Below are 22,782 nucleotides of genomic sequence, written 5' to 3' on the forward strand. Positions count from 1 at the left end.
TAGACTAATTCTCTTTGATCAGTAACATGGTCTCTGCAACTCCTGCTCTACTCATATTAAATATGAGGGTGTCGGCAGTTAATTTTTCAATATCTACTGCGATTTCTAGTTCATTATCAGGCGTAGAATATAATCGTCCGCCTTGAATTTTATAGGAACCTTGTTCATTCAGGCTTTGATTGTAGTATTGATAACGTCCACCCTCTTTAAATTGGAAACCTATCTTGGTATCTCCGCTAAGTTGATTAGTTCCTTTGACCGTCCATTCGACACACTTCCAGTCGCCAATGATTAATTTTTTGTATTCCCCATCGTTACAGGAATACAAGACAAATGCAAAAACTAGACTTAGAAAAATTGTTTTACTCATTACGTTGGTTGATTTTAAAAATATTAAAACCCATGAACTCAATTTTTATTGTGTTCATGGGTTTATCTTGAGTTATTTAAGTATCAGAAACTATTTGAATCGCTTGCCAAATCCAGCTCTAATTCCAAAATGTACATCAATTGCCTTATTCGTATTGGATGCAAGGGCTGAAACTATACTACTAGACCCTGCATATAGCGGACCTAATTTAAATCCAGCTCCTATAGTAGTTCCTTGAACATCCGCAAAGGTAAATGGAACATATACTTCTACGAATCGAGAGGCAATCCTTGGTGTGACTGTGAGATAATTCAAAGCTTGTAAACTTCTTGGATCATCTGAACTGGTCGCTCGTCTATTTAGATTTAAGGTTAGGAATAGAGGTTTCCAAACATGAATATCAGCTTGAAAATTAAAAGCCATCGGTAGTTTTACTAAGACATTGCTATCAGTTGGTATTTCGGTAGCCACATTATTAGTTTTTACACTGGCTATAAATGCATCCATACTACTTAATTGTATTTTAGCTGGATCATGTGGACCTGGATTGAAAACAAATTGTCTGGAATTTGTTCTATTTAAACTGAAATTCATAGAACCGACATCTAGTATGGAAGCACCTAGCTTTAGTCTATATTCACCTGGCTTTTCTCCTAACAACTGATAAGAAATACCCGCATCAAAAGCTATACCTGTAGGACCACCAACTAAATTACTAGAAATATTGTTAGTAGGATCTCCTGAACCATTGTATTCGACGCCTAATTGACCAGAAGCATTGTTTATTAATATTTTATTACTAGAATTTTTATTTAAACTAAATCTAAAATTGTTCAAGTATGCATTCGCATAGAGTCCAGAGAAGAGTGCCTTCACGGTTCCACCTATTTTTAATGAGCTTTGCTTGTCTCTATATATTTCTCTTGACCCAGTAACACCTATTTCAGCCCAACCTACCATATTCATAGACATATTGTTTATATTGGGTGATGTGTAAGGCAAGGTAAAACCATTCGCTACAGAACCATCTATGAGTGACTGCGCCAATGCTACATCGACATTATTCAAATTAACAAACAAACGACCTCTCGTAATCAATCCTATTGTCGTCTTTTTATTTAATGCTATAGCCAATGAAGGTCCTATGATATCAGCATCAACTCTCATATTGAAACCAGCTATTGAAGTTTGATTAAGAAACCGCTGTTTAATATCATCTGAATTGCTTAATTCACTAGATGTGAAGTTGATCATGTTATTAGAAATGTTCATATCAAATCCTATCAAATTGATATCAAATTTTTGAGGCATTCCTGCCAGTTCTGCTGGATTGACTAGTGTTGTTAAAATACCTCCTCGATTAGAAGTCTTAATTGCATTGAATGAGTTTTGACTAAGTAACATTGTCGTACATCCAAAAATTGAAATGATGAGCGCTAATTTTTTCATGTTAAATATTTAAGTTAAATGATAGATTAAATAGTTTTATTCTTTAAATGTTGAACCTTTATTCATAATGAATTGATTCAAACTAAGTTTAATTATATACAAATTTTAAGTTAATAGGCGTAAAAATAGACAAAATTTATATAATGTATCTTTTTTGTTAATTTTCAGTCGGTTTTAATGAGAATAGTTATATTTTTGTATTCGTAAATTTTAAATTACAAATAAATGACAACTCAAACACAATCAACAAACAATGCCATGAATTACAAGGTAAAAGACATTTCCTTAGCAGAATGGGGAAGAAAAGAAATCAAATTGGCAGAGGCCGAAATGCCGGGTCTTATGGCTCTTAGAAAAGAATATGGAGCCTCTAAGCCTTTAGCAGGTGCTAGAATAGCCGGATGTTTACACATGACTATTCAGACCGCTGTATTGATAGAAACATTAAAAGAATTAGGTGCTGATGTCACTTGGTCATCGTGTAATATATTTTCTACCCAAGATCATGCTGCTGCGGCTATTGCTGCCGCAGGTATTCCTGTTTTTGCATGGAAGGGTCAGAATGAACAAGAATTTGACTGGTGTATAGAACAAACTTTGAATGCTTTTGAAGGTGGTCAATATTTGAATATGATATTAGATGATGGAGGTGATTTGACCAATATGGTTTTAGATAGATACCCTCATTTGGTCAAAGATATTAAGGGAATTTCGGAAGAGACTACGACAGGTGTCCATAGACTGCACGAAAGAGTCAAAAAAGGAACACTTCCTTTACCTGCCATTAATATCAACGATTCTGTTACTAAATCAAAGTTTGACAACAAATATGGCTGTAATGAATCGCTTGTAGATGCAATCAGACGAGCTACAGATATCATGATGGCTGGTAAAACGGCTGTGGTATGTGGATACGGAGATGTAGGAAAAGGTTCTGCAGCTTCGTTGAAGAGTGCTGGTGTGAGAGTAACTGTAACGGAGATAGATCCTATCTGCGCATTGCAGGCAGCTATGGAAGGTTTTGCGGTGAAGAAATTAGAAAATTGTGTAGGAGAGGCTGATATTATCGTTACAGCTACTGGGAATAAGGATATTGTCACTAAGGATGCTTTCTTAAAAATGAAAGATAAAGCTATCGTTTGCAATATCGGACACTTTGATAATGAAATCGATATGGCATGGTTAAATAAAAACTATGGTTCTAGCAAGGTAGAAATCAAACCACAAGTAGATTTATACAATGTAAATGGCAAAGAAGTCATCGTCTTGGCTGAAGGTAGATTAGTAAATTTAGGCTGTGCCACCGGTCATCCTTCATTTGTTATGTCGAACTCTTTCACGAATCAGACCTTGGCTCAAATTGAATTGTGGACTAATGCCAGTGCCTACAAAAACGATGTTTATGTATTGCCTAAACATTTAGATGAAAAAGTAGCTCGATTGCATTTGGAGAAAATTGGTGTAGAGTTGGAAACTTTGAGACAAGATCAGGCCGAATATATTGGTGTAACGGTTGAAGGACCTTATAAACAAGAGTTTTATCGATACTAGTATTCAGATATTAGTTTCTAGAAAATAATTAAAGGGTAGCAAGTGATTGCTGCCTTTCTTTTTTATGTAGCGAAATCAATTTAATTGTATACTAATGATAAATAATGAAGAATTTAATTTCATAACTGAAAAAATGATGATTGATGGATTAGACTATCATTACAATAACTATATTGAACACAGGGAATCTCTTCATTATTATATAAAAGATATGGCAATTGAAAAGCTTGACTTCAATCGACAAAAATTTTATTCAATGAGACATGAAGTGGTATCATATATAAATAGAATGGGACAATTTAAGGCTTTTGCAGATTATCATAATAAAAGTGAATTATTACCCACTATTTTAAAGTTTATGCCCTTAAGAGATAAAATAACTGCTCACAGAGCGATTGATAAACCTCGCAAAAATGACAATGTACCAAGTGTAATAATGGCAAATAATCAAGTCCATGGACCAGTTGTTGCATTGTGGGGTGGTAATAGATTTATATTACAATATAAAACTGATAAAGGAGATTTATTGAATTTCGATCTAATTGAAGAGCATCAAAAGATTTATAAAGAAGCTTTACTCTTATTTAATGATATATAGATTTTTAATTTGTCACGAATTTACATACTCCTAGAAAAACATGTTGTTTCTGAAAATGTTTAAAAAAAAATATCAAGTGGATAAACTTTAGATTGTTATTAAAATTCTACAATTTTTACACCAATGAAACCCATTATTACCCTTTTCGAAGATGATTATTACTTAGCAGTAGATAAGCCTAGTGGGGTGCTATCAATTCCTCCCCGTGCAGGGCAAGAAGCCGATGTATTTTCTTTTTTCAAAACGAAGTATGAAGACTTGCGTTTAGTTCATCGAATAGATAAGGAAACATCAGGTGTCTTGATTTTTGCGAAAGGAGAAGAAGCTCAACGCGCCTTGTCCATGTTATTCGAAGATCATTCTATCTTCAAAGAATATAAGGCCATCGTGTCGGGAATCCCCAAGGAAGCTGAAGGCACCATAGAAAACTATATAGACGAACACCCCAATATAAAAGGAACCTATCGAATCGCTTATCAAGGTAAAGGAAAAATAGCCATATCACATTATCAGGTAGTAGAGACATATAAACGACATAGTTTACTCGCCTTTCAGATAGAGACTGGTCGTACGCATCAAATAAGAGTACACTCACAGTTTTTAGGTTGTCCATTGGCTTATGACCCTATATATAATCCTCAAAACGGAATTTTTCTCTCTCGATTTATCAAGAATTATAAAGGCAAGGAGGATGAGCGGTCTATCATCCAACGATTATCACTCCATGCGGAAATTCTTAGATTCTACCACCCATTTACCAATGAAGTGGTAGATATTCAATCTCCACTACCTAAAGATTTTCAGAAGGCTTTGGAGATACTGAGAAAGTATAGTTGATTTATTTTTTTGACTTTGAGCATTAAGGAATCGTCAATTTCTAATTTTTAGTCTCTGTTCTATTTAAATTACGCTACTTTTGCACCCCACTAAAAAAGGTAATTATTAATTTTCAATTACTTAGTTGCAAATAATTGAAAAATTACTAGTTGCTAGTTATTCATTATTAATTAGAAAAAGTGAGTGTAGAAAAAATTAGAAACATAGCTATCATAGCCCACGTTGACCATGGTAAGACTACCTTAGTAGACAAAATGCTGCATGCAGCTATGCTTTTTCGAGATAATCAGCAGATGAATGAATTGATACTCGACAATAATGATCAAGAACGTGAGCGAGGGATTACTATTTTGGCAAAAAATGTGGCGGTCAACTGGAAAGGTTATAAAATCAATATCATAGATACACCTGGCCACTCTGACTTCGGAGGAGAAGTAGAGCGAGTATTAAATATGGCCGATGGAGTATTACTATTAGTAGATGCTTTTGAAGGCCCAATGCCACAAACGAGATTTGTGACGCAGAAGGCATTGTCACTTGGTAAAAAAGCAGTGGTTATAGTCAATAAAGTAGATAAGCCGAACTGTACTCCAGAAAAAGCGCATGAAGACGTTTTTGATTTGTTTTTCAATCTAGAAGCTAGTCAAGAGCAGCTGGATTTCAAAACCATTTATGGCTCAGCTAAGCAGGGTTGGATGAGTGATGATTACACTAAGCCAACCGATAACGTCAATATTATTTTTGACACTATCGTAAGTGAAATACCGCATCCAAAAATCGATGAAGGTAATTTACAATTACAAATTACTTCGCTTGATTTTTCAAGCTATACAGGTCGAATAGCCGTAGGTAGAATACAGCGAGGCTCTATCGAAGAGAATCAACCTATTTCTCTTATGAAAGCAGATGGCTCTATCAAAAAAATGCGCACGAAAGAGGTATATCTTTTCGAAGGAATGGGTAAAACCAAAGTAGCTAAAGCCGAAGCAGGTGAAATCGTAGCCGTGACTGGTATCGAAGACTTTGAGATAGGTGATACCATAGCCGATTTTGAAAATCCAGAGGCGATGGAGCGCATCAAAATCGATGAGCCGACCATGAGTATGTTATTTACGATTAATAATTCACCATTCTTTGGCAAGGAAGGGAAATTTGTAACTTCTCGTCATATACGAGAAAGATTATATAAGGAATTGGAGAAAAATTTAGCACTTCGCGTTCAAGATACGCCTTCCCCTGATTCTTTTCTGGTATATGGTAGAGGTATTTTGCATTTATCGGTATTGTTAGAGACCATGCGCCGTGAGGGCTATGAATTGCAGGTAGGACAGCCGCAAGTCATTATTAAGGAAATCGATGGCAAAAAATGTGAACCCATAGAGACTTTGACAGTCGATGTACCCGAAGAATATGCAGGTAAAATCATAGAATTGGTATCGCAGCGAAAAGGAGAGATGAAAGCCATGTACACCAAAGGCGATATGCAGCGCTTAGAGTTTGAAATACCTACGAGAGGTCTTAATGGCTTCAGAAGTACCGCCTTGACTCAGTCTGGTGGCGAGGCTATTATAGCGCATAGATTCAAATCTTACGAACCTATGAAGGGTGAAATTCCAGCGAGAATCAATGGCGTAATGATATCGAAAGAAGCTGGTATGGCTACGGGCTATTCCATGGATAAGCTCAAAGACAGAGGACGATTTTTTATAGAACCCGGCGACCAAGTTTATACTGGACAGGTAATCGGCGAACAAATACGCCCTGGTGACCTCGTAGTCAATGTGTGTACGGCCAAGCAATTGACTAATTTCCGTGCAGCAGGTAAGGATGATAATGTAGGTCTGCCACCCAAGGTCAATTTTTCACTCGAAGAATCTATGGAATATATCGAAAAAGACGAATATTTAGAGTTAACTCCTGTTTCAATGCGTTTGCGTAAAATTCATTTAGATGAAAACGACCGCAAGAAAGCGGCAATGAAGGCAGGATAGTTAATTGGAAAATGAATTAATTTGAAAATGAAAGGTTTCAATTTTAATTCGTGAATTTGTGGCCCTGTTATCCGATATTTTTTCCGAATCTGAAAAACGCTTTCTTTTACAGTATATAGAAAAGGAGAATCCAACGATTCCTTTTGTTGAAATAATAACTCGCTTGAACCTTGGCGAACCGATAGACTATATACTTGGGTATACTTATTTCTATGGATTAAAAATAGAGGTCAGTGAGGATACTTTGATTCCACGTCCAGAAACCGAAGAATTGGTCGAACTCATCGTAAATGAAAATAAAACAAAGTCAGGTTTGAAAATTCTTGATATTGGCACGGGTAGTGGTTGTATTGCTTTAGCTTTAAAATCTAAACTAGTGAATGCAGAAGTTTCTGCCATAGACGTCTCCAGTGCAGCATTGGAAATAGCTAAGAGAAACTCAAGTCAACTAGATTTAAATATCAATTACATTCAACTAGATATATTAAATTATAATCGTTGGTCACAATTAGACAACTTTGATATTATAGTCTCCAATCCTCCCTATATTCCTATTCATGAGAAGGAGGAGATGACGGCTTCTGTCTTAAATTATGAACCTCATTTAGCTTTGTTTGTAGAGAATGATCCTCTCATTTTTTATCGTAAAATTTTAGCATTCGCTTCTCATTATTTAAATAGGGATGGTCGTGTATATTTTGAAACCAGCCAAACGTTACAGTTAGAAGAATTTGAGAATTTTCGAATCGAAAAAAAGAAAGATTTGAGCGGAAATTGGCGGTTTTTGAAGTGTTCGGTAAATAATTAAATTATGAAAGAAATAAAAGCTATATTCTTCCCTCTCTAGTGCGAGTTTGTAACCCCGCTATCGGTAGTCTGCGATTAAATGCTAGTGCACGAGTTCGGCAGCGTTTGGCGAAGTTTTTAACTTCGTCAGTGCGTTAGTAAATTTGTAATTTACAAAAGAAAAGCTATTTTTGTAACTATAAAAATGAGCACAGGATACAAGATTTTAGACCAGAATGCATTATTCTATTTGACGTTCCAGATAGTAGATTGGGTAGATATATTTACACGAAAAATTTATAAAGATATTGTTATAGAAAGTTTCAGTTATTGTATGGAGCATAAGGGATTGAACTTATATGCTTATGTCATCATGTCTAATCATATTCATTTGATAGCTAGTGCTAGAGAAGGATTTGCATTGAGTGATATCATCAGAGATTTCAAGAAGCATACTGCTAAACGATTTTTAGAAGAAATAAGCAAGCCAACAGAAAGTAGAAATGACCCCGCTAGCGGTAGTCTGTGATTAATTGCTAGTGCACGAGTTCTGCAGCGTTAGGCGAAGTTTGCAACTTCGTCTAAGTGTTAGTAAATTTGTAATTTACAAAATAAAAAAGCTAATTTTGTAACGATAAAGATGAGCACAGGATACAAGATTTTAGACCAGAATGCATTGTTTTAATTGACGTTTCAGATAGTAGATTGGGTGGATATTTTTACACGAAAAATTTATAAAGATATTGTTATTGATAGCTTCTTGTATTGTATGTAGCATAAAGGATTGGATTTATACGCTTATGTAATTATGTCGAATCATATTCATTTGATAGCTAGTGCTAGAGAAGGATTTGCATTGAGTGATATCATCAGAGATTTCAAGAAGCATACTGCTAAGCAATTTTTAGAAGAAATAAACAAGCCAACTGAAAGTAGAAATGATTGGATGTTAAAACGATTTGAATTCGCTGCTAAAAGGCACAAAAGAAACAGTGAGTTTCAAATATGGACGCACGAGAATCATGCTGTGGAGCATGTTTCGAATAAGTTTATTGATCAGAAACTGAATTATATTCATGAAAATCCAGTAAGAGCAGGTATCGTATATAAAGCAGAAGACTATATGTATAGCAGTGCGTCGAACTATATTTTAGGAGAAGGAATTATAAATGTCAAGATATTGGAATGAAATCAAAGATTTCAATACACAGCGACGCAGTCAGAGACTGCGCCGAACAGGGGAGCCTGACCGCTTTTCAGAGTGTAGTATTCGAAGAGACCGTAGTGACACCAAGGTATGCCCCAGAGAATCTCATGTGGCGTGAGCAGCACCTCTATGGCAGCAGTAGGTTAGGTATGCTGAGACCCGATCTAGATATAGTCGATATCACGGCGCTGCCACCAGCAGACTGGTTAGCCATGAAGCAGTACGAACTCACCAATCACCTCGGTAATGTCCTCTCTACCGTCAAAGACGAAAAACTACAGCTAGACCTCAACTGCGATGGACTGGTAGATGCCTACGAACCTATTGTGCTTAATGCTACGGATTACTACCCCTTCGGTATGCCGATGCCGAATCGGACATACTCCTTATCTTCAAGCAATTATAGGTTTGGGTTCAATGGGAAAGAGAAAGATAATGAGATATATGGAGATGGGAATGCAGTCGATTTTGGTGCGAGAGTGCACGACCCAAGATTAGGAAGATGGTTATCAGTTGACAAAAAATTCCAAAATTCACCTTATTTTACTCCTTATAATTTTGCAGCTAATAATCCAATCGTATATATAGATCCCGATGGGAATACTGAATTTTATTTTAATGGAGAACACATTGGGTCTGATAAAATAGAAAATGGTCTTATTGGAATAGTTACAGATTTAGCTATTAAAATTGAAATTGGTGAAAAAAAAGTATATCCTTCATCAATTGAAAATGGAAAAGCATTTAATGGGGGATTTGCACTTCATTTAGATGTTTTGAAACAAGGTCTTGAAGATTTTAAAAGAGCTGAAAAGTCATGGAAAAAGGGGAAAATTCGAGAACAAACTTCTGTAATGATAAAAAATTCGTCAGGAGGTTACGATGTAACCTTTACAGGCGAAGGTCCAGATGCAAAAAAATCTGATTCAAGGGCTTCAGCATCAATTCCTCCTGGCGACGTCTCAAGTCATTCTCATCCATTGGACGTAGAGGTAAGTAAGGATGGTAAATCATCTTATTATGACGCTCTCATACCATCTCCACCTAGAGCGGATGGAAAAGGAGGAGATAAACTGGCATTCAAAGAATATTCAATTAATTTAATTGTAGGGAAAAATGGAGTGCCCAAAATTCATAGTGAATATGAGCAACAAACAGATATTAATGGAGCACCGAAAAAAAATAGCGATGGAGAGCAACTATATACAAAAAAAATTAATTATACAATTATCGATGGGAGGGAATCAGCAATTAATGTATTTGACTCTCAATCACAATTAGTTGGTACCGTAAATGTAGATCATGCAAAATCCATTGTTAAGAATGAGAACAAAAGAAAGAAATAGATTTTTCATAAGGCTTATTCTTTTTTGGTTTCTAGTATTAAAATTTAGTCTAGTTTTTGGAATTGAAATTAAAGTAGTTTCAGGAGATGGAATTGAAGTTGTTGATTCAATTTTAATTTTTTCGAATCAAGATAAAATTACTTACAAATTCGAAGCTATTACTAGGGAAAAACTCAATAAATTAGATTGTGTAACAATTTTAGCGATAAAAAATAAAAAAATTTGTATTCGAATTGATTATGATAAAATATTTTGTGATACAATTAAAATCAAATTAAATCAATTCCCTGATTGCACGCCAACAAGTAATCTTATTGGAACCTATCAATCTTGTCAGGGTATGGGTCATACTTATGGTTTTTTCTCATTTGATTACCCCTGTTGCCCTAATGTTGAACTTGCTCCATATTACTACATAGGAAAGAAAAAGTATTATTTTTCAAAAAAGAAGAAAAAACGATAAGCCTTCCTAGCTCGGCGTAGTGTGGCGTGATTTTTTGGCGAAGTTTGCAACCTAGCTCGGCGTAGTGTGGCGTGGTTGTTTGGCGAAGTTTGCAACTTCGTCAGTGCGTTAGTAAATTTGTAATTTACAGAAAGAAGTTAGAAGTGTCAGGCATTGCGCTTGATATTTTTTATTGCGGATATTTATCGGGGTCCTTAGCTCGGCGCACTGTGGCGTGGTTGTTTGGCGATCCCGATAACCTAGTTCGCCGTATAGTGCAGTCGAAGTCGTGCTGTGTTCGGCATAGTTTTTAACTATTTCGGAGCGTTCGTAAATTTGTAATTTACAAAAGAAAAGCTATTTTTGTAACTATAAAAATGAGCACAGGATACAAGATTTTAGACCAGAATGCATTATTTTATTTGACGTTCCAGATAGTAGATTGGGTAGATATATTTACACGAAAAATTTATAAAGATATTGTTATAGAAAGTTTCAGTTATTGTATGGAGCACAAGGGATTGAACTTATATGCTTATGTCATCATGTCTAATCATATTCATTTGATAGCTAGTGCTAGAGAAGGATTTGCATTGAGTGATATCATTAGAGATTTTAAAAAATATACTGCTAAGCAATTTTTAGAAGAAATAAACAAGCCGACAGAAAGTAGAAATGATTGGATGTTAAAACGATTTGAATTCGCTGCTAAAAGGCACAAAAGAAACAGTGAGTTTCAAATATGGACGCACGAGAATCATGCTGTGGAGCTTGTTTCGAATAAGTTTATTGATCAGAAACTGAATTATATTCATGAAAATCCAGTAAGAGCAGGTATCGTATATAAAGCAGAAGACTATATGTATAGCAGTGCGTCGAACTATATTTTAGGAGAAGGAATTATTAATCTCAAGATATTGGAATGAAATCAAAGATTTCAATACACAGCGACGCAGTCAGAGACTGCGCCGAACAGGGGATTCGTACACGTGTGGTTACAAACTCGGGCTAGCATGGGGCTACCAAATAAAAATGATTACATTACCAATTAAACTATCCCTTATTACCTACTTCACTCCCACAAATAATTTCTTCAATGGAAATTTCAATTTTGGAAATAGATAAGAAATGGCATTTTCTGTTTCAATTATAGGTTTTTTACCTATAAATTTTCCATTTTCCAATACATAGATAAGCAATTGGCGCTCTGTAGGGTGAATCATCCAGTATTCTTTAACACCTGCTTCTTCGTAGAGTTCGTATTTGATATTCATTTCCTTATTCGAATTGCCTGGCGACAAGATCTCTACGACTAAGTCTGGTGCACCTAGGCAGCCTCGTTCATCGATTTTATCTTCATCACAAACGACAATCAAGTCTGGCTGAACTACATTATAGATATCTTTATCTTTAGTTGATTGTTTTTTGTTTAGCAATCGAACATCGACGGGCGCAAAAAATAAACTACAAGAATGGTTAATGAAATAAGCATCAAAAATTCTAGTAAGATTAAGTAGAATTCGCTGATGTGTGGTACTCGGCGCAGGGGACATCTCTGCTATTATTCCTTTAAACAGTTCTACCCTCTCTTTGATTTTCCACAAGAGATAGTCTGCATAAGAGTATTTCTTAGTTAGGTCTAATTGGGAGAGTTTAGTGATATTCATAACACAAAAATAAATAAAATTAAATACCTTTATCCAAAAATCAAATGCAAAAAATTCAAGCTATTTTATTTGACATGGACGGGGTTCTCGTCTTCTCTGAGCCTTTTTGGAGAGAGGCGGAGCATAAGATTTTCAAGGAGAGATTTAATATCGAACTCACGGAAGAAGATGTGAACCAAAGTACAGGATTGAAGACTACTGAAGTGGTCAATATGCATATGTCAAAATATGGTTTTACCTGTGATCTATCGGAGATAGGACATGAAATAGAAAAAGAAGTAGTGCGGTTAGTCTATGAGCGAGGCGAGCCTATGGATGGACTGAGAGAACTCACAGAATGGATAAAAGAAAAAGGATGGCGACGCTGCCTAGTCACTTCGTCCTCGCAGTATGTGTATGAAAGCATTGTCCGTTTTGTGGGCTTAGATGACTATTTTGAGCGTAAATTTACAGCTTATGATGAGGAATGGGGCAAGCCTCATCCTGCGGTCTATCATTCAGCCATAAACTACCTAGGACTGGCAAAAGAAGATATCATAGTCATCGAAGATAGTATGAATGGCGTCAAAGCTGCCTATGCTGCTGGATTGAAAATTTTAGGACTTCCAGAACAACACAATAGAAGCAATGAAATCTATAATTCAATGATTTTAAATTCATTTCAGAGCCATAATGAAATATTAAATTATTTGAAATCTAATTGTTAAAATCTTAAAGATTTTTACTCTATTTCTCTGTAGCGTACCTCTTAAATTTGTTCTCTATTTATTTTTATGTCATACAGATTATTATTCTCCTTTTTTCTATTACTATTTTCATTTAGTATACAAGCTCAAAATGTGAATCTCAGTGGAACAGTTTCTGATGCAGAGAGCGGAGAGACTATTACAGGTGCTATCGTTTCCATCATGGAACTTCAAGGTGTAGGCACAGCCACCAATGCCTATGGTTTTTATTCCTTATCCATACCAGTGGGTTCTTACAAAGTGCGTATAAAGTTTTTAGGTTATGATGAAAAGATAGAAGAGATAAATGTATCTGCGAGTCAGAAGAAAAATTTCACTATAAAAAAGAAGTCTACAGCTATAAAACAAGTGACAGTTTCTGGAAAGAAAAAACAAAAACTTACAGAAGAAGTACAGATGGGAAAAATTCAAGTGGATTTGAAGGAAATTGAAAAAATTCCTGTTATTCTAGGTGAACGCGATATTTTAAAATCTATTCAACTCTTACCCGGAGTCATGCCTCAGCAGGAAGGTGCTTCTGGTATTGTCGTGCGTGGAGGCGGTATTGATCAAAATTTGATATTACTCGATGAGGCACCAGTTTATAATGCCTCCCATTTACTTGGTTTCTTTTCTACTTTTAACTCTGACGCTTTAAAAGACTTGACTTTGTACAAAGGGAATATGCCGGCGGAATATGGCGGTAGATTATCCTCGGTCATAGATGTGAAAATGAAAGAAGGTAATAATAAAAATTATGAAATAGGAGGAGGTATAGGACTTATCGCTTCACGATTGTATGCCGAAGGTCCTATCCAAAAAGATAAGAGCTCATTTTTTGTTTCAGGCAGACGAACCTACGCAGATGCTTTCTTATTTCTCGCTTCAGATTCAGTAGCTAAGAAAAGTACCTTATATTTTTATGATTTAAACTTAAAAACAAACTTTAAAATCAGTGAGAAGGATAGAATTTATTTTTCGGGATATTTTGGGAATGACCATTTCGGACTGGCAGATGCCTTTGGAATACAATATGGTAACGTAACGGCTACCACTCGATGGAATAGAATAATAAATGATAAGTTATTCTCCAATACTTCGTTTATATATAACAATTTTAATTATCAGGTCAAAATAGGTATCAATAACTTTGATTTAAAAGTTAACTCTATCTTGAATAATTATAGCTTAAAGCAAGACTATGACTACTTTTTAAATAGTAAAAATAGAATTAAAATTGGAGGTATTTCTACCTGGTATAATGTAGTACCAGGCGATATAGAAAGCAATGATACCTTGGTAGCGAAGCGTGGTCTTAATAGAAGCAACGGCTGGGAAAACGCTGTCTATATTCAAAATGAACAAACAATAAGTTCAAAGTTAAAGATTAATTATGGACTCAGATTATCATTATTTACAGTAGCTGGAAGTAATAATTTATATTCTTTTGACGCATCAGGACGTGTGCTCGATACTACTATTTTGAAAAATAGGCAATTGGATAGAAGTTATTTCAATCCTGAACCTCGTATATCTTTAAACTATAGCCTAGCCGAAGACAAATCTATCAAATTTGCTTATTCTAGAAATGTGCAATACATCCACCAGTTAAGTAATACGAATGCTGGATCTCCCACAGATCGATGGGTATTATCGACTAGAAATGTGCGCCCAGCTATATCAGACCAAGTTTCAGCGGGATATTTTTTCAATTTTGGGGGTGATATGTTTGAGGCTTCTATAGAGGGTTATTTTAAATATATGCAGAATCAGATAGATTATAAACCAGGAACCATCCTCACTGCGAATGAAACTGTGGAGAAAGATTTGGTTTATGGAATCGGTAGAGCCTATGGCGCAGAATTTTATGTGAAAAAACGAGTAGGAAAATTGACGGGCTGGGTTAGTTATACCTTAGCTAGATCCGAGAGAAGTTTTGACGGTGTTGATGGTGGAGAATGGTTCCCGTATCGTTTTGACCGCACACATGATTTAGCTGTGGTAGCCATGTATGACTTATCTAAGAAAATTAATATTTCAGGAACTTTGGTCTATTACACAGGAAATGCTACAAATTATCCAACAGGGAAATACAGTATTTCGGGCGATGTCTCTGCTGATCCTACTTCCAATGGCTTGGTTTATACCTCTTATGAAAAAAGAAACAAAGATAGATTCCCTAATTATACAAGGGTAGATTTAGCTCTGAACTGGTTACTTAAAAAGGGTAGAACTTGGGAGCATGAATTGAGCTTCTCTGTTTACAATGTGTTAGGAGCTAAAAATGCCTTTGCCATTGATTTTCTAAATAACATTCAAACAGGTGAAACCTTTGCTGAAAAAACTTATCTTTTTGCACAGGTTCCTTCCATCACTTATAATTTTAAATTTAAACCTAAGAAAGCAGTCAAATAAAATTTAATGAGTATGCGAGTCAAATTATTATTACCATTAGGATTATTGTTAGTCCTCTATTCATGCAAGGAGCGTATAGATGTATCACTAGCTGAGAATGCCAATAAACTGGTCATTGAGGGTGAAGTTCACGATGGACCAGGTCCTTATTTTGTAAAATTGTCTAGGTCTGTAAACTTCAATAACACTTCAAATCTTGTTCCACATTCACCAAATTGGGTTTTGATATCTGACAATGAAGGAAATCGTGACTCTTTAATAAAGCATGCAGACGGCTTATATAAAACGACTACCCTTCAAGGTAAGGTAGGTAATACCTATTATCTTACGGTAAATGACCCTAGTGGAGTCTATCGAGCAGAATCTAAATTAAATCCTAGTCCAAAGATAGATAGCTTTTATTACTTCTTTTTTCTGACACAGGATAATATAAACCCAACGATAGTGATTAATGATCCTATTAATGAAGAAAATTTTTATCGATATTTCTCACGAAAAAACGGAAAGACCGCAGAATTTCAGTATGTCGTAGAAGATAGACTCATCAATGGTTCTCGTTGGAGATTTTCTACTTTTCGGGAAGATTTTAAAAAGGGCGACTCTGGAGAATTTGTTTTCTTAGGCATAGATAAGGCCAATTTTAATTATTGGAAAATATTGGTGCAAAATCAGGCAGTCGTCAGTGGTGGAAATGAAAGTGCTGCGCCTACAAACCCTCCTACCAATATATATGGAGGAGAAGTTTTGGGATATTTTAGTGCCCATTCCAGACAAACTTTGAAGTTTAAGGTCCCATAAACATTTAAGCATTTTTAAAGGTCATCTAATAAACCTTGTTTAAATTTGAGTTTCTAAATATTAAAATTAACTATATGAATAGAATTTATTTTATACTAGCGTGCTCGCTATTTATTAGTATGGCAAGTGCTCAAAAGGTTGCTATTGTTGAATCTGAGTACATTTTTTCCAAATTAAAATCTTATCAAGCTGCTAACGAGAAAGTGGAAAAACAATCACAAGAATGGCAGAAGGATATCGAAGATCGCATGAGTGAGTTAGAGTCTATCTACAAGAAATTTCAAGCAGAACAATCGCTTTATACAGCACAAATGAAGCAGGAGAAAATTCTAGAAATAGAAGCAAAGGAAAAGGAGGTAGCTGCCCTCCAACAAAAAAGATTCGGACCTAATGGAGAGTTGTTTAAAAAGCGCCAAGAGTTATTACAGCCTATTATGAGTCGTATGATAGAGGAAATTCAAAAAATAGCTCAAGCTAAGTCTTATGACCTCGTTATAGATAAAAGTAGCGGTAACACTGTCCTTTATAGTAATCCGAGATTAAATATAAGTGAAGATGTCATAAAAGCAATGGGGAATTAGATTATTTCCGTATAATTGCACCAAAAATAATTACAATTAATTTTAATAAACAACAAATGATCACCATGAAATGGAAAACGAATTCAATTTTTAATAAAATCAACACAATGAGTAAAAAACAATTTTTTATTTTACTGGCAGCTATGATGACTCTTTCTGCTAGTGCACAAATGAAAACGGCTACCGTCAATTCAAACGAATTAGTTATGAGTATGCCGGAAACAAAAGCGCTTCAAGCTAAAATTCAAGAAAAAAGTGCTGAATTGAGCAAGCAGCTTGAAACCATGTATAAGCAGTATGAAACTAAGATGGCAGAGTTAAAGGGTATCAATCCTCAGAAAATGACGGCTATCGAAGAAGCTAAGGTTGCTGAATTGCAAGATCTGCAGAAGAGAATTGAAAAGTTCGAGCAATCTGCCCAAAAGGAAGTTCAGCAGATGGAGCAGACGCTTTCAGTTCCTATCCTCGAAAAAGCAAAGAAAATGATAGAGCAAGTAGCGGCAGAAAGAGGCTATACACATGTTTTTGATGTATCTGCAGGTGGTATGATCGTTTTTCCTAAAGGAGATGACATCACAGATGCTACTAAAACCAAAATGGGCATACCATTGACACCAGCTAATGCTACTCCAGCCGCTGGAACTGGAACTGCTCCAGCATCTGTGCCAAGCATGGCTCCTAAGAAAAAGTAATATTTTCCATGAACTCTCAGAGTATTGGGATTTTTGATAGTGGTATTGGCGGCCTTACGGTCGCCAATGCTATTTCTAGTCTACTCCCAAATGAACACATCGTTTACTTTGGAGACTCTGAGCACATGCCCTATGGTGAAAAGTCACCTGAATTGATTCAAGAATTTGCTGTAAAAATTACAAACTATCTCATAGAAGAAAAGAACTGCAAAGCGGTGGTCATTGCCTGTAATACCGCTTCTGCTGTTGCCTATAATCATCTAAAGAAAGTTTATGAAGGTAGAGTTCCTATTATAAATGTAATTGACCCTATGATCGAATTAGTAGTAGCTAACCCCTTTGAAAAGGTTGGCATCATTGCTACAAGAGGTACTGTAGATTCAAGTGTGTACCAGGATAAGCTCGATAGACGAGCTCCAAACCAAAAGTATGCCGTGCTAGCTACACCACTTTTAGCCTCCATGATTGAGGAAAACTTTATCCATGATGAAATCTCTTCTACAATTATAGCGAAATATCTAAGCGAACCAATCTTGAAAGGAATAGACGCATTGGTCCTAGCATGCACACATTATCCCTTAATAGCGGACGATATATCGGAATTTTATCATCATAAAGTTAAATTATTACTTTCAGGTCCTGTAGTAGCAGATAAATTGAAATATATTCTGGAAAAAGAAAGTATGCTCAGTGTAAAACGCAATAGCGAAAATGAATACATCGTATCTGATTTAGCTAAAAATTTTGAAAAATCAGCTGAAAAGTTCTTTGGAACTAAGATAAATCTAAAAGAAGTCAAGCTTTAATCGAATATTCAATATTTTTGTCTATATAATAAACTGGAATAATTAAAATCAAATTTAAAATGCAAAGAATACTTTTAGCCTTATTGACCATAATTCTCACCAACTGTAATGCCATAGGGGGAGACGATTATGTCATCAACGGAAAACTTAACAATGCCAATGCCAAGTCTATTTATCTAGAGCGCATCTCGCATACCGAAATTAAAATGATAGATAGTGCTGTATTGAAGAATGGAATTTTCACATTGAAAGGTCCAATTGAAGGCTTGGGTTTCTATAGATTGAGAATAAAGTCAAACACTCCACAGGGTGAACTTTTTTGGTTTATGAGTTTAAACAAAAAGGAATTAGTCCAAGTAACACTAGACGAAAAGAGCCCAATGAATTACACTATTACCAGCAATGAATCTCAGAAAGAATTTCAAGATTTAGTAAAGAATTTTAATGCGCAACAATCAGAAACTATGCAGCTGTATCAACAGTACAATGCGTTAGCTCAGAAAGACCCAAATTCAAAAGAGGCTCAGGAAATAGGTACACAAATCAATGCTAAAACTGAAAATTTTAATCGTTATTTGACGGGTGTGATTCAAACATCAAAGAATTCCATGACTAAGTATTATCTTTATTCAGTGATGCTTCAGCAGTTTCAAAATCAGCCAGTTCCAGAGCAGTTAACTCAAGACATTCGCGTTTTCGCAGAAAAATTGAATAAAGAAATGCCTGGTTCGAACTATGCCAATGATTTTCAGGCAATCGTCAATAATTTAGATGCACAAAAGAGAATGGCAGAAGCCAAAACTAAGCTGGATGTAGGAGCTCAGGCGCCAGATATTGATTTGGTTAAGGAAGATGGATCGAAAGTGAAATTATCCTCCTTTAAAGGAAAAATAGTATTGATGGATTTCTGGGCAAGCTGGTGCAGACCATGCAGAATGGAGAATCCAAATGTAGTGGCAGCTTACAATAAGTATAAATCCAAAGGATTAGTAATTTTAAGTATCTCTCAAGACCAAGATTTAACTAAGTGGAAGGCAGCTATCGGACAAGATGGATTGACATGGACAACTCATTTTTCAGATAATCTCGCAGGAGGTATAGCTTCTAGTACCTATGATGTGAGTTATATCCCTAAGACCTATTTATTAGATAAAAATGGGAAAATAGCAGCAAAAGACCTAAGAGGTCCTGCTCTGGAGGCAGAAATAGAAAAGTTGACTAAAAAATAATAAGAACGAATGAAGGGAATCATCCTTGCAGGAGGTAGTGGGACAAGACTCTATCCTATTACCTATGCTATTAGTAAACAAATCATGCCTATCTATGATAAGCCTATGATATACTATCCATTGTCAACTCTTTTGTTGAGTGGTATCAGAGAGATTTTGATTATTTCTACACCCTATGATTTACCGCAGTTTGAAAGATTGCTTGGTGATGGCAGTCAGATTGGTTGCAAGTTTTCCTATGCTGTACAAGAAATTCCCAATGGATTGGCACAGGCTTTCGTGATTGGTGAGAAGTTTATAGGAAATGATAAATGTGCTTTGGTATTAGGTGACAATATTTTTTATGGCGCAGGATTAGGAAAATTGTTGGAAAAAAACAATGATTTAGAAGGTGGAATGATATATGCATATCGAGTATCAGACCCAGAAAGATATGGGGTTGTAGAGTTTGATGTAAACAAAAAGGCAATAAGTTTAGAAGAAAAACCTAGTAACCCAAAATCAAATTATGCTGTTCCGGGTTTGTATTTCTATGATAATTCAGTAGTAGAATATGCTAAAAATTTGAAGCCAAGCGCAAGAGGCGAATATGAAATAACCGATTTGAATAAAATATATTTAGAAAAAGGGAAACTTAGTGTAAGCATATTGGAGCGTGGCACAGCTTGGCTCGATACGGGTACGCATGAATCATTGATGCAGGCGTCACAGTTTGTACAGGTCATTGAAAATAGGCAAGGATTTAAAATTGGATGTATCGAAGAAATAGCCTATCGTAAAGGATTCATAGATAAATCACAACTGCTCAAAATTGCTGAACCATTGACAAAAAGTGGATATGGACAGTATCTATTGAATGTAGCTAACGAACAGTTTTAAATAATGCCACATAGTCATCAACACAATTTTGAGCGATATATTTTAGTAACAGGCGCAGCAGGTCAAGTTGGCAGTTGTCTTGTAGATAGATTAATTGAGAATCCTCATAACTTCGTAGTAGCAGTTGATAATTTTTTAACAGGAAAAAAGGAAAATTTACCACAAAATTCACCTATTAATTATAAATTTATTGTCTGCGATGTCAATGATAAGAAGCAGATAGGAGCAGTGATGACATCCTTCCAGTTTGATTATGTTTTTCACTATGCTGCGGTAGTAGGTGTAAAAAGAACAATTGAAAATCCATTATGGGTTCTTAATGATATTAACGGTATTGAAGAGATTTTAAAACTCAGTGTTTCCACTGGCGTTAAACGAATTTATTTTTCATCCAGCAGTGAGGTTTATGGAGAGCCATTTGAACATCCCCAGAATGAAAAAACGACTCCACTAAACTCACGATTACCTTATGCGATAGTAAAAAATGTCGCAGAAGCCTATATAAAGAGCTATCAAAAAGAATTTGGATTAGACTATACGATATTCAGATTTTTCAACACCTATGGACCCAAACAAAGTAATGATTTTGTAGTAAAGAAGTTTCTTAACTTGGCTCTCAAAAATGAGCCTATAACTATTTATGGCGATGGTAGTCAATCAAGAACACTTTGCTATATCGACGATAATATTGAAGCTACTGTAAACTGCTTATATCAAAATTTGTTTATTAATGAAACCATAAATATAGGTAATTCTAATGAAATTTCGATACTGGAGTTAGCAAAGTTTATCATTCAAAAAACAAACTCGAAATCAGAAATATTACATTTACCTGCTTTAGAAGAAGGCGATATGACTCGTCGCTGCCCTGATATTACCAATATGAAAGTTGCAATAGGGCATGAATTGACAGATTTGAATCAGGGATTAGATAAAATTTTATCATTTCGTTTGTAGGAACACACCTAGAGGCGAGCCCTAACGGGTTGTTATTCCAATACTACAATCTCTACACGTCTATTTCTAGACCTACCATGTTCAGTTTCATTACTAGCGAGAGGATTGTCGTAGTTATTTCCAATATAATTAATCCGATCTTCTGCCACTCCATTTTCTACTAACAAGTTTTTCACCGCCTTGGCCCTTTGTTCTGATAGCTTTTGGTTATAATCCATGGTACCTATATTATCGGTATAGCCAAGCAGGTGTATTCGATAATCTTTATTTTTATTGAGGTAAATGGCTAATTCACGAATATTAATCTGACTAGAATCTGGAATTTCATATTTATTATATTCAAAATTGATGTTTGTAATTTCAAATTTTTCCTCAATTTGTTTAGGGGAATCAATAACAATCGGTGATTCAATTTTCAGCTGAAACAGACTATCAAAATTAATTTTAGCGCTAATGTTCTCATAGTTTTTGAAGAAAGGGGCATTTTTATTCTTCTGAGCTGTAAAGGATTGGTACTCCAGAAATACTCCACTATCAAACATAGGATCTCCTATATCTCCTATGGCTATTTTCATATGGTATACTTTATAAGGTATCAAGAAACAGCTAGCTGTCAATTTTCTCGTCAATCCATCGAATTCAAAATTATTGAAGAGCTCATCATTTAGGTCTTTTCGCTCTGTTTCATTCACTGCAAAATCTTTGGATTTAGCCCCAAATAATTTTATTATAAGTTCTTTGAAAAAAGGTTCTCTTGGTTCTAAATCATCTACAATATCCTTCTTAATTTTTGAATTAACAAAGCATTCATTATTGATAAACAATTCATTTTTTCTAAGGTGATTGATATTATTGATGGTAACAGGAGTATTGGTTTCAGGTACCAGTGCTATATTTCTATAGAAATTGCCATCGCCAGTAATTATAAATCCGAATACGTCGTTAAAACGACTACCGACATACTCTTTGTATTCTTCTGAGGCGAAAATATAATTGAATTTAATCTCATTTTCCAATGCTATAAAGTCAAATTCGATATATGCTTGATCACAAACTTTACCTTTGGAAAGTTTACCTAAATCTCTATCACCTTTGAATCTATAATTATTATCCCAGGCAAGTCCGCTGGTGCCAGGGGTTTTATTTCCTCCTCCTATAGTACCTAGATTTCCTGTTGATAGTACTATCCCATCCTTAATCTCAAATTTATCCAAATGTATATTGAATCGGCCAAGTGCAGATTTTAGTCCTCTATATTTGAAATTGTTAATTTTAATTTTGGTTGTATCTAAGATATGGTATAGATATTGTATGGGTCTTAGACTCGTATCAATTTTAATTTTTTTCTGAGCACAAAGATTCGAACTAATTATCAGAAATAGTAAGAAAGAGACCTGCTTCATTTATATAAAAGGTTATTCTACTTTAATTTGATGATGATACTATTTATACGATA

23 protein-coding genes are annotated in these 22,782 nt (G+C 35.2%); 19 read left to right on the plus strand and 4 right to left on the minus strand.

Annotation, left to right across the window (positions count from 1 at the left end; genetic code table 11):
* Positions 1-4 precede the first annotated feature (4 nt).
* Positions 5-370 carry a lipocalin family protein gene (locus JNL75_02435; protein ID MBL7788674.1) on the minus strand — a complete coding sequence of 122 codons (366 nt, stop codon included), beginning with the start codon at positions 368-370 and terminating at the stop codon, positions 5-7.
* Positions 371-460: 90 nt separating this feature from the next.
* On the minus strand, positions 461-1,819 hold the full coding sequence (locus JNL75_02440; GenBank protein ID MBL7788675.1) for a hypothetical protein: 1,359 nt from the start codon (positions 1,817-1,819) through the stop codon (positions 461-463).
* A gap of 225 nt (positions 1,820-2,044) precedes the next feature.
* On the opposite strand from JNL75_02440, the gene JNL75_02445 reads away from it, so the two are divergent.
* From JNL75_02445 to JNL75_02490, 10 genes are all read left to right on the plus strand, one after another.
* Entirely contained in the window at positions 2,045-3,370 is a 1,326-nt protein-coding gene (locus JNL75_02445; GenBank protein MBL7788676.1) for an adenosylhomocysteinase, read from the plus strand.
* 94 nt (positions 3,371-3,464) lie between these two features.
* Positions 3,465-3,968, plus strand: a complete 504-nt coding sequence (locus JNL75_02450; protein MBL7788677.1) for a hypothetical protein — start codon at positions 3,465-3,467, stop codon at positions 3,966-3,968.
* 123 nt (positions 3,969-4,091) lie between these two features.
* Positions 4,092-4,805: an RluA family pseudouridine synthase gene (locus JNL75_02455; protein MBL7788678.1), complete on the plus strand. Its 714-nt coding sequence runs from the start codon at positions 4,092-4,094 to the stop codon at positions 4,803-4,805.
* Between the two features lie 179 nt (positions 4,806-4,984).
* Entirely contained in the window at positions 4,985-6,796 is a 1,812-nt protein-coding gene (gene typA, locus JNL75_02460; GenBank protein MBL7788679.1) for a translational GTPase TypA, read from the plus strand.
* Between the two features lie 58 nt (positions 6,797-6,854).
* Complete coding sequence (gene prmC / locus JNL75_02465) at positions 6,855-7,604, plus strand: peptide chain release factor N(5)-glutamine methyltransferase (protein MBL7788680.1); 750 nt, start codon at positions 6,855-6,857, stop codon at positions 7,602-7,604.
* 183 nt (positions 7,605-7,787) lie between these two features.
* Positions 7,788-8,111, plus strand: a complete 324-nt coding sequence (locus tag JNL75_02470; protein MBL7788681.1) for a transposase — start codon at positions 7,788-7,790, stop codon at positions 8,109-8,111.
* Between the two features lie 279 nt (positions 8,112-8,390).
* On the plus strand, positions 8,391-8,771 hold the full coding sequence (locus JNL75_02475) for a hypothetical protein (protein ID MBL7788682.1): 381 nt from the start codon (positions 8,391-8,393) through the stop codon (positions 8,769-8,771).
* The gene (locus JNL75_02480) at positions 8,768-10,135 is read left to right on the plus strand and encodes a hypothetical protein (GenBank protein ID MBL7788683.1); all 1,368 of its coding nucleotides are present in this window, start codon (positions 8,768-8,770) and stop codon (positions 10,133-10,135) included. Before JNL75_02475 ends, JNL75_02480 begins: the two co-directional genes overlap by 4 nt.
* Entirely contained in the window at positions 10,092-10,598 is a 507-nt protein-coding gene (locus JNL75_02485; protein MBL7788684.1) for a hypothetical protein, read from the plus strand. Before JNL75_02480 ends, JNL75_02485 begins: the two co-directional genes overlap by 44 nt.
* A 356-nt stretch (positions 10,599-10,954) precedes the next feature.
* Positions 10,955-11,503 carry a transposase gene (locus JNL75_02490; GenBank protein ID MBL7788685.1) on the plus strand — a complete coding sequence of 183 codons (549 nt, stop codon included), beginning with the start codon at positions 10,955-10,957 and terminating at the stop codon, positions 11,501-11,503.
* Positions 11,504-11,644: 141 nt separating this feature from the next.
* Here the strand turns inward: JNL75_02490 and JNL75_02495 are convergent, their stop codons facing one another.
* Positions 11,645-12,244, minus strand: coding sequence for a Uma2 family endonuclease (locus JNL75_02495; protein ID MBL7788686.1), 600 nt, complete (start codon positions 12,242-12,244; stop codon positions 11,645-11,647).
* Between the two features lie 44 nt (positions 12,245-12,288).
* Here JNL75_02495 and JNL75_02500 point away from each other — a divergent pair, with 44 nt between their 5' ends.
* The 9 genes from JNL75_02500 (at position 12,289) to JNL75_02540 (ending at position 21,326) form a co-directional block, all read left to right on the plus strand.
* The gene (locus JNL75_02500; protein ID MBL7788687.1) at positions 12,289-12,951 is read left to right on the plus strand and encodes an HAD-IA family hydrolase; all 663 of its coding nucleotides are present in this window, start codon (positions 12,289-12,291) and stop codon (positions 12,949-12,951) included.
* A gap of 66 nt (positions 12,952-13,017) precedes the next feature.
* Positions 13,018-15,384 (plus strand): TonB-dependent receptor, encoded by a 2,367-nt coding sequence (locus tag JNL75_02505; protein ID MBL7788688.1) that lies wholly within the window; start codon positions 13,018-13,020, stop codon positions 15,382-15,384.
* 12 nt (positions 15,385-15,396) lie between these two features.
* Complete coding sequence (locus JNL75_02510; protein ID MBL7788689.1) at positions 15,397-16,182, plus strand: DUF4249 domain-containing protein; 786 nt, start codon at positions 15,397-15,399, stop codon at positions 16,180-16,182.
* A 74-nt stretch (positions 16,183-16,256) separates the two neighbouring features.
* On the plus strand, positions 16,257-16,763 hold the full coding sequence (locus JNL75_02515; protein ID MBL7788690.1) for an OmpH family outer membrane protein: 507 nt from the start codon (positions 16,257-16,259) through the stop codon (positions 16,761-16,763).
* A gap of 107 nt (positions 16,764-16,870) precedes the next feature.
* On the plus strand, positions 16,871-17,455 hold the full coding sequence (locus tag JNL75_02520) for an OmpH family outer membrane protein (protein MBL7788691.1): 585 nt from the start codon (positions 16,871-16,873) through the stop codon (positions 17,453-17,455).
* Between the two features lie 8 nt (positions 17,456-17,463).
* The gene (gene murI, locus JNL75_02525) at positions 17,464-18,261 is read left to right on the plus strand and encodes a glutamate racemase (protein ID MBL7788692.1); all 798 of its coding nucleotides are present in this window, start codon (positions 17,464-17,466) and stop codon (positions 18,259-18,261) included.
* A 59-nt stretch (positions 18,262-18,320) separates the two neighbouring features.
* Positions 18,321-19,490: an AhpC/TSA family protein gene (locus JNL75_02530; GenBank protein MBL7788693.1), complete on the plus strand. Its 1,170-nt coding sequence runs from the start codon at positions 18,321-18,323 to the stop codon at positions 19,488-19,490.
* Positions 19,491-19,499: 9 nt separating this feature from the next.
* Entirely contained in the window at positions 19,500-20,369 is an 870-nt protein-coding gene (gene rfbA / locus JNL75_02535) for a glucose-1-phosphate thymidylyltransferase RfbA (GenBank protein MBL7788694.1), read from the plus strand.
* Positions 20,370-20,372: 3 nt separating this feature from the next.
* A complete protein-coding gene (locus JNL75_02540) occupies positions 20,373-21,326 on the plus strand; it encodes an NAD-dependent epimerase/dehydratase family protein (GenBank protein ID MBL7788695.1) in 954 nt (317 codons plus the stop codon).
* A gap of 32 nt (positions 21,327-21,358) precedes the next feature.
* Here the strand turns inward: JNL75_02540 and JNL75_02545 are convergent, their stop codons facing one another.
* Positions 21,359-22,729, minus strand: a complete 1,371-nt coding sequence (locus tag JNL75_02545) for an OmpA family protein (protein ID MBL7788696.1) — start codon at positions 22,727-22,729, stop codon at positions 21,359-21,361.
* Between the last annotated feature and the right edge of the window lie 53 nt (positions 22,730-22,782).

The organism is Chitinophagales bacterium (genome assembly GCA_016787225.1).
Taxonomy (GTDB): domain Bacteria; phylum Bacteroidota; class Bacteroidia; order Chitinophagales; family JADJOU01; genus CHPMRC01.

Coding starts and splice junctions, on each gene's coding strand:
- JNL75_02470 (MBL7788681.1), top strand. CDS start 7,788: ATGAGCACAGGATACAAGATTTTAGACCAGAATGCATTATTCTATTTG.
- JNL75_02440 (MBL7788675.1), bottom strand. CDS start 1,819: ATGAAAAAATTAGCGCTCATCATTTCAATTTTTGGATGTACGACAATG.
- JNL75_02495 (MBL7788686.1), bottom strand. CDS start 12,244: ATGAATATCACTAAACTCTCCCAATTAGACCTAACTAAGAAATACTCT.
- JNL75_02480 (MBL7788683.1), top strand. CDS start 8,768: ATGAAATCAAAGATTTCAATACACAGCGACGCAGTCAGAGACTGCGCC.
- JNL75_02530 (MBL7788693.1), top strand. CDS start 18,321: ATGCAAAGAATACTTTTAGCCTTATTGACCATAATTCTCACCAACTGT.
- JNL75_02515 (MBL7788690.1), top strand. CDS start 16,257: ATGAATAGAATTTATTTTATACTAGCGTGCTCGCTATTTATTAGTATG.
- JNL75_02540 (MBL7788695.1), top strand. CDS start 20,373: ATGCCACATAGTCATCAACACAATTTTGAGCGATATATTTTAGTAACA.
- JNL75_02490 (MBL7788685.1), top strand. CDS start 10,955: ATGAGCACAGGATACAAGATTTTAGACCAGAATGCATTATTTTATTTG.
- JNL75_02510 (MBL7788689.1), top strand. CDS start 15,397: ATGCGAGTCAAATTATTATTACCATTAGGATTATTGTTAGTCCTCTAT.
- murI (MBL7788692.1), top strand. CDS start 17,464: ATGAACTCTCAGAGTATTGGGATTTTTGATAGTGGTATTGGCGGCCTT.
- JNL75_02500 (MBL7788687.1), top strand. CDS start 12,289: ATGCAAAAAATTCAAGCTATTTTATTTGACATGGACGGGGTTCTCGTC.
- JNL75_02520 (MBL7788691.1), top strand. CDS start 16,871: ATGAGTAAAAAACAATTTTTTATTTTACTGGCAGCTATGATGACTCTT.
- JNL75_02455 (MBL7788678.1), top strand. CDS start 4,092: ATGAAACCCATTATTACCCTTTTCGAAGATGATTATTACTTAGCAGTA.
- JNL75_02505 (MBL7788688.1), top strand. CDS start 13,018: ATGTCATACAGATTATTATTCTCCTTTTTTCTATTACTATTTTCATTT.
- JNL75_02445 (MBL7788676.1), top strand. CDS start 2,045: ATGACAACTCAAACACAATCAACAAACAATGCCATGAATTACAAGGTA.
- rfbA (MBL7788694.1), top strand. CDS start 19,500: ATGAAGGGAATCATCCTTGCAGGAGGTAGTGGGACAAGACTCTATCCT.
- JNL75_02435 (MBL7788674.1), bottom strand. CDS start 370: ATGAGTAAAACAATTTTTCTAAGTCTAGTTTTTGCATTTGTCTTGTAT.
- JNL75_02450 (MBL7788677.1), top strand. CDS start 3,465: ATGATAAATAATGAAGAATTTAATTTCATAACTGAAAAAATGATGATT.
- JNL75_02545 (MBL7788696.1), bottom strand. CDS start 22,729: ATGAAGCAGGTCTCTTTCTTACTATTTCTGATAATTAGTTCGAATCTT.
- JNL75_02485 (MBL7788684.1), top strand. CDS start 10,092: ATGCAAAATCCATTGTTAAGAATGAGAACAAAAGAAAGAAATAGATTT.
- JNL75_02475 (MBL7788682.1), top strand. CDS start 8,391: ATGTCGAATCATATTCATTTGATAGCTAGTGCTAGAGAAGGATTTGCA.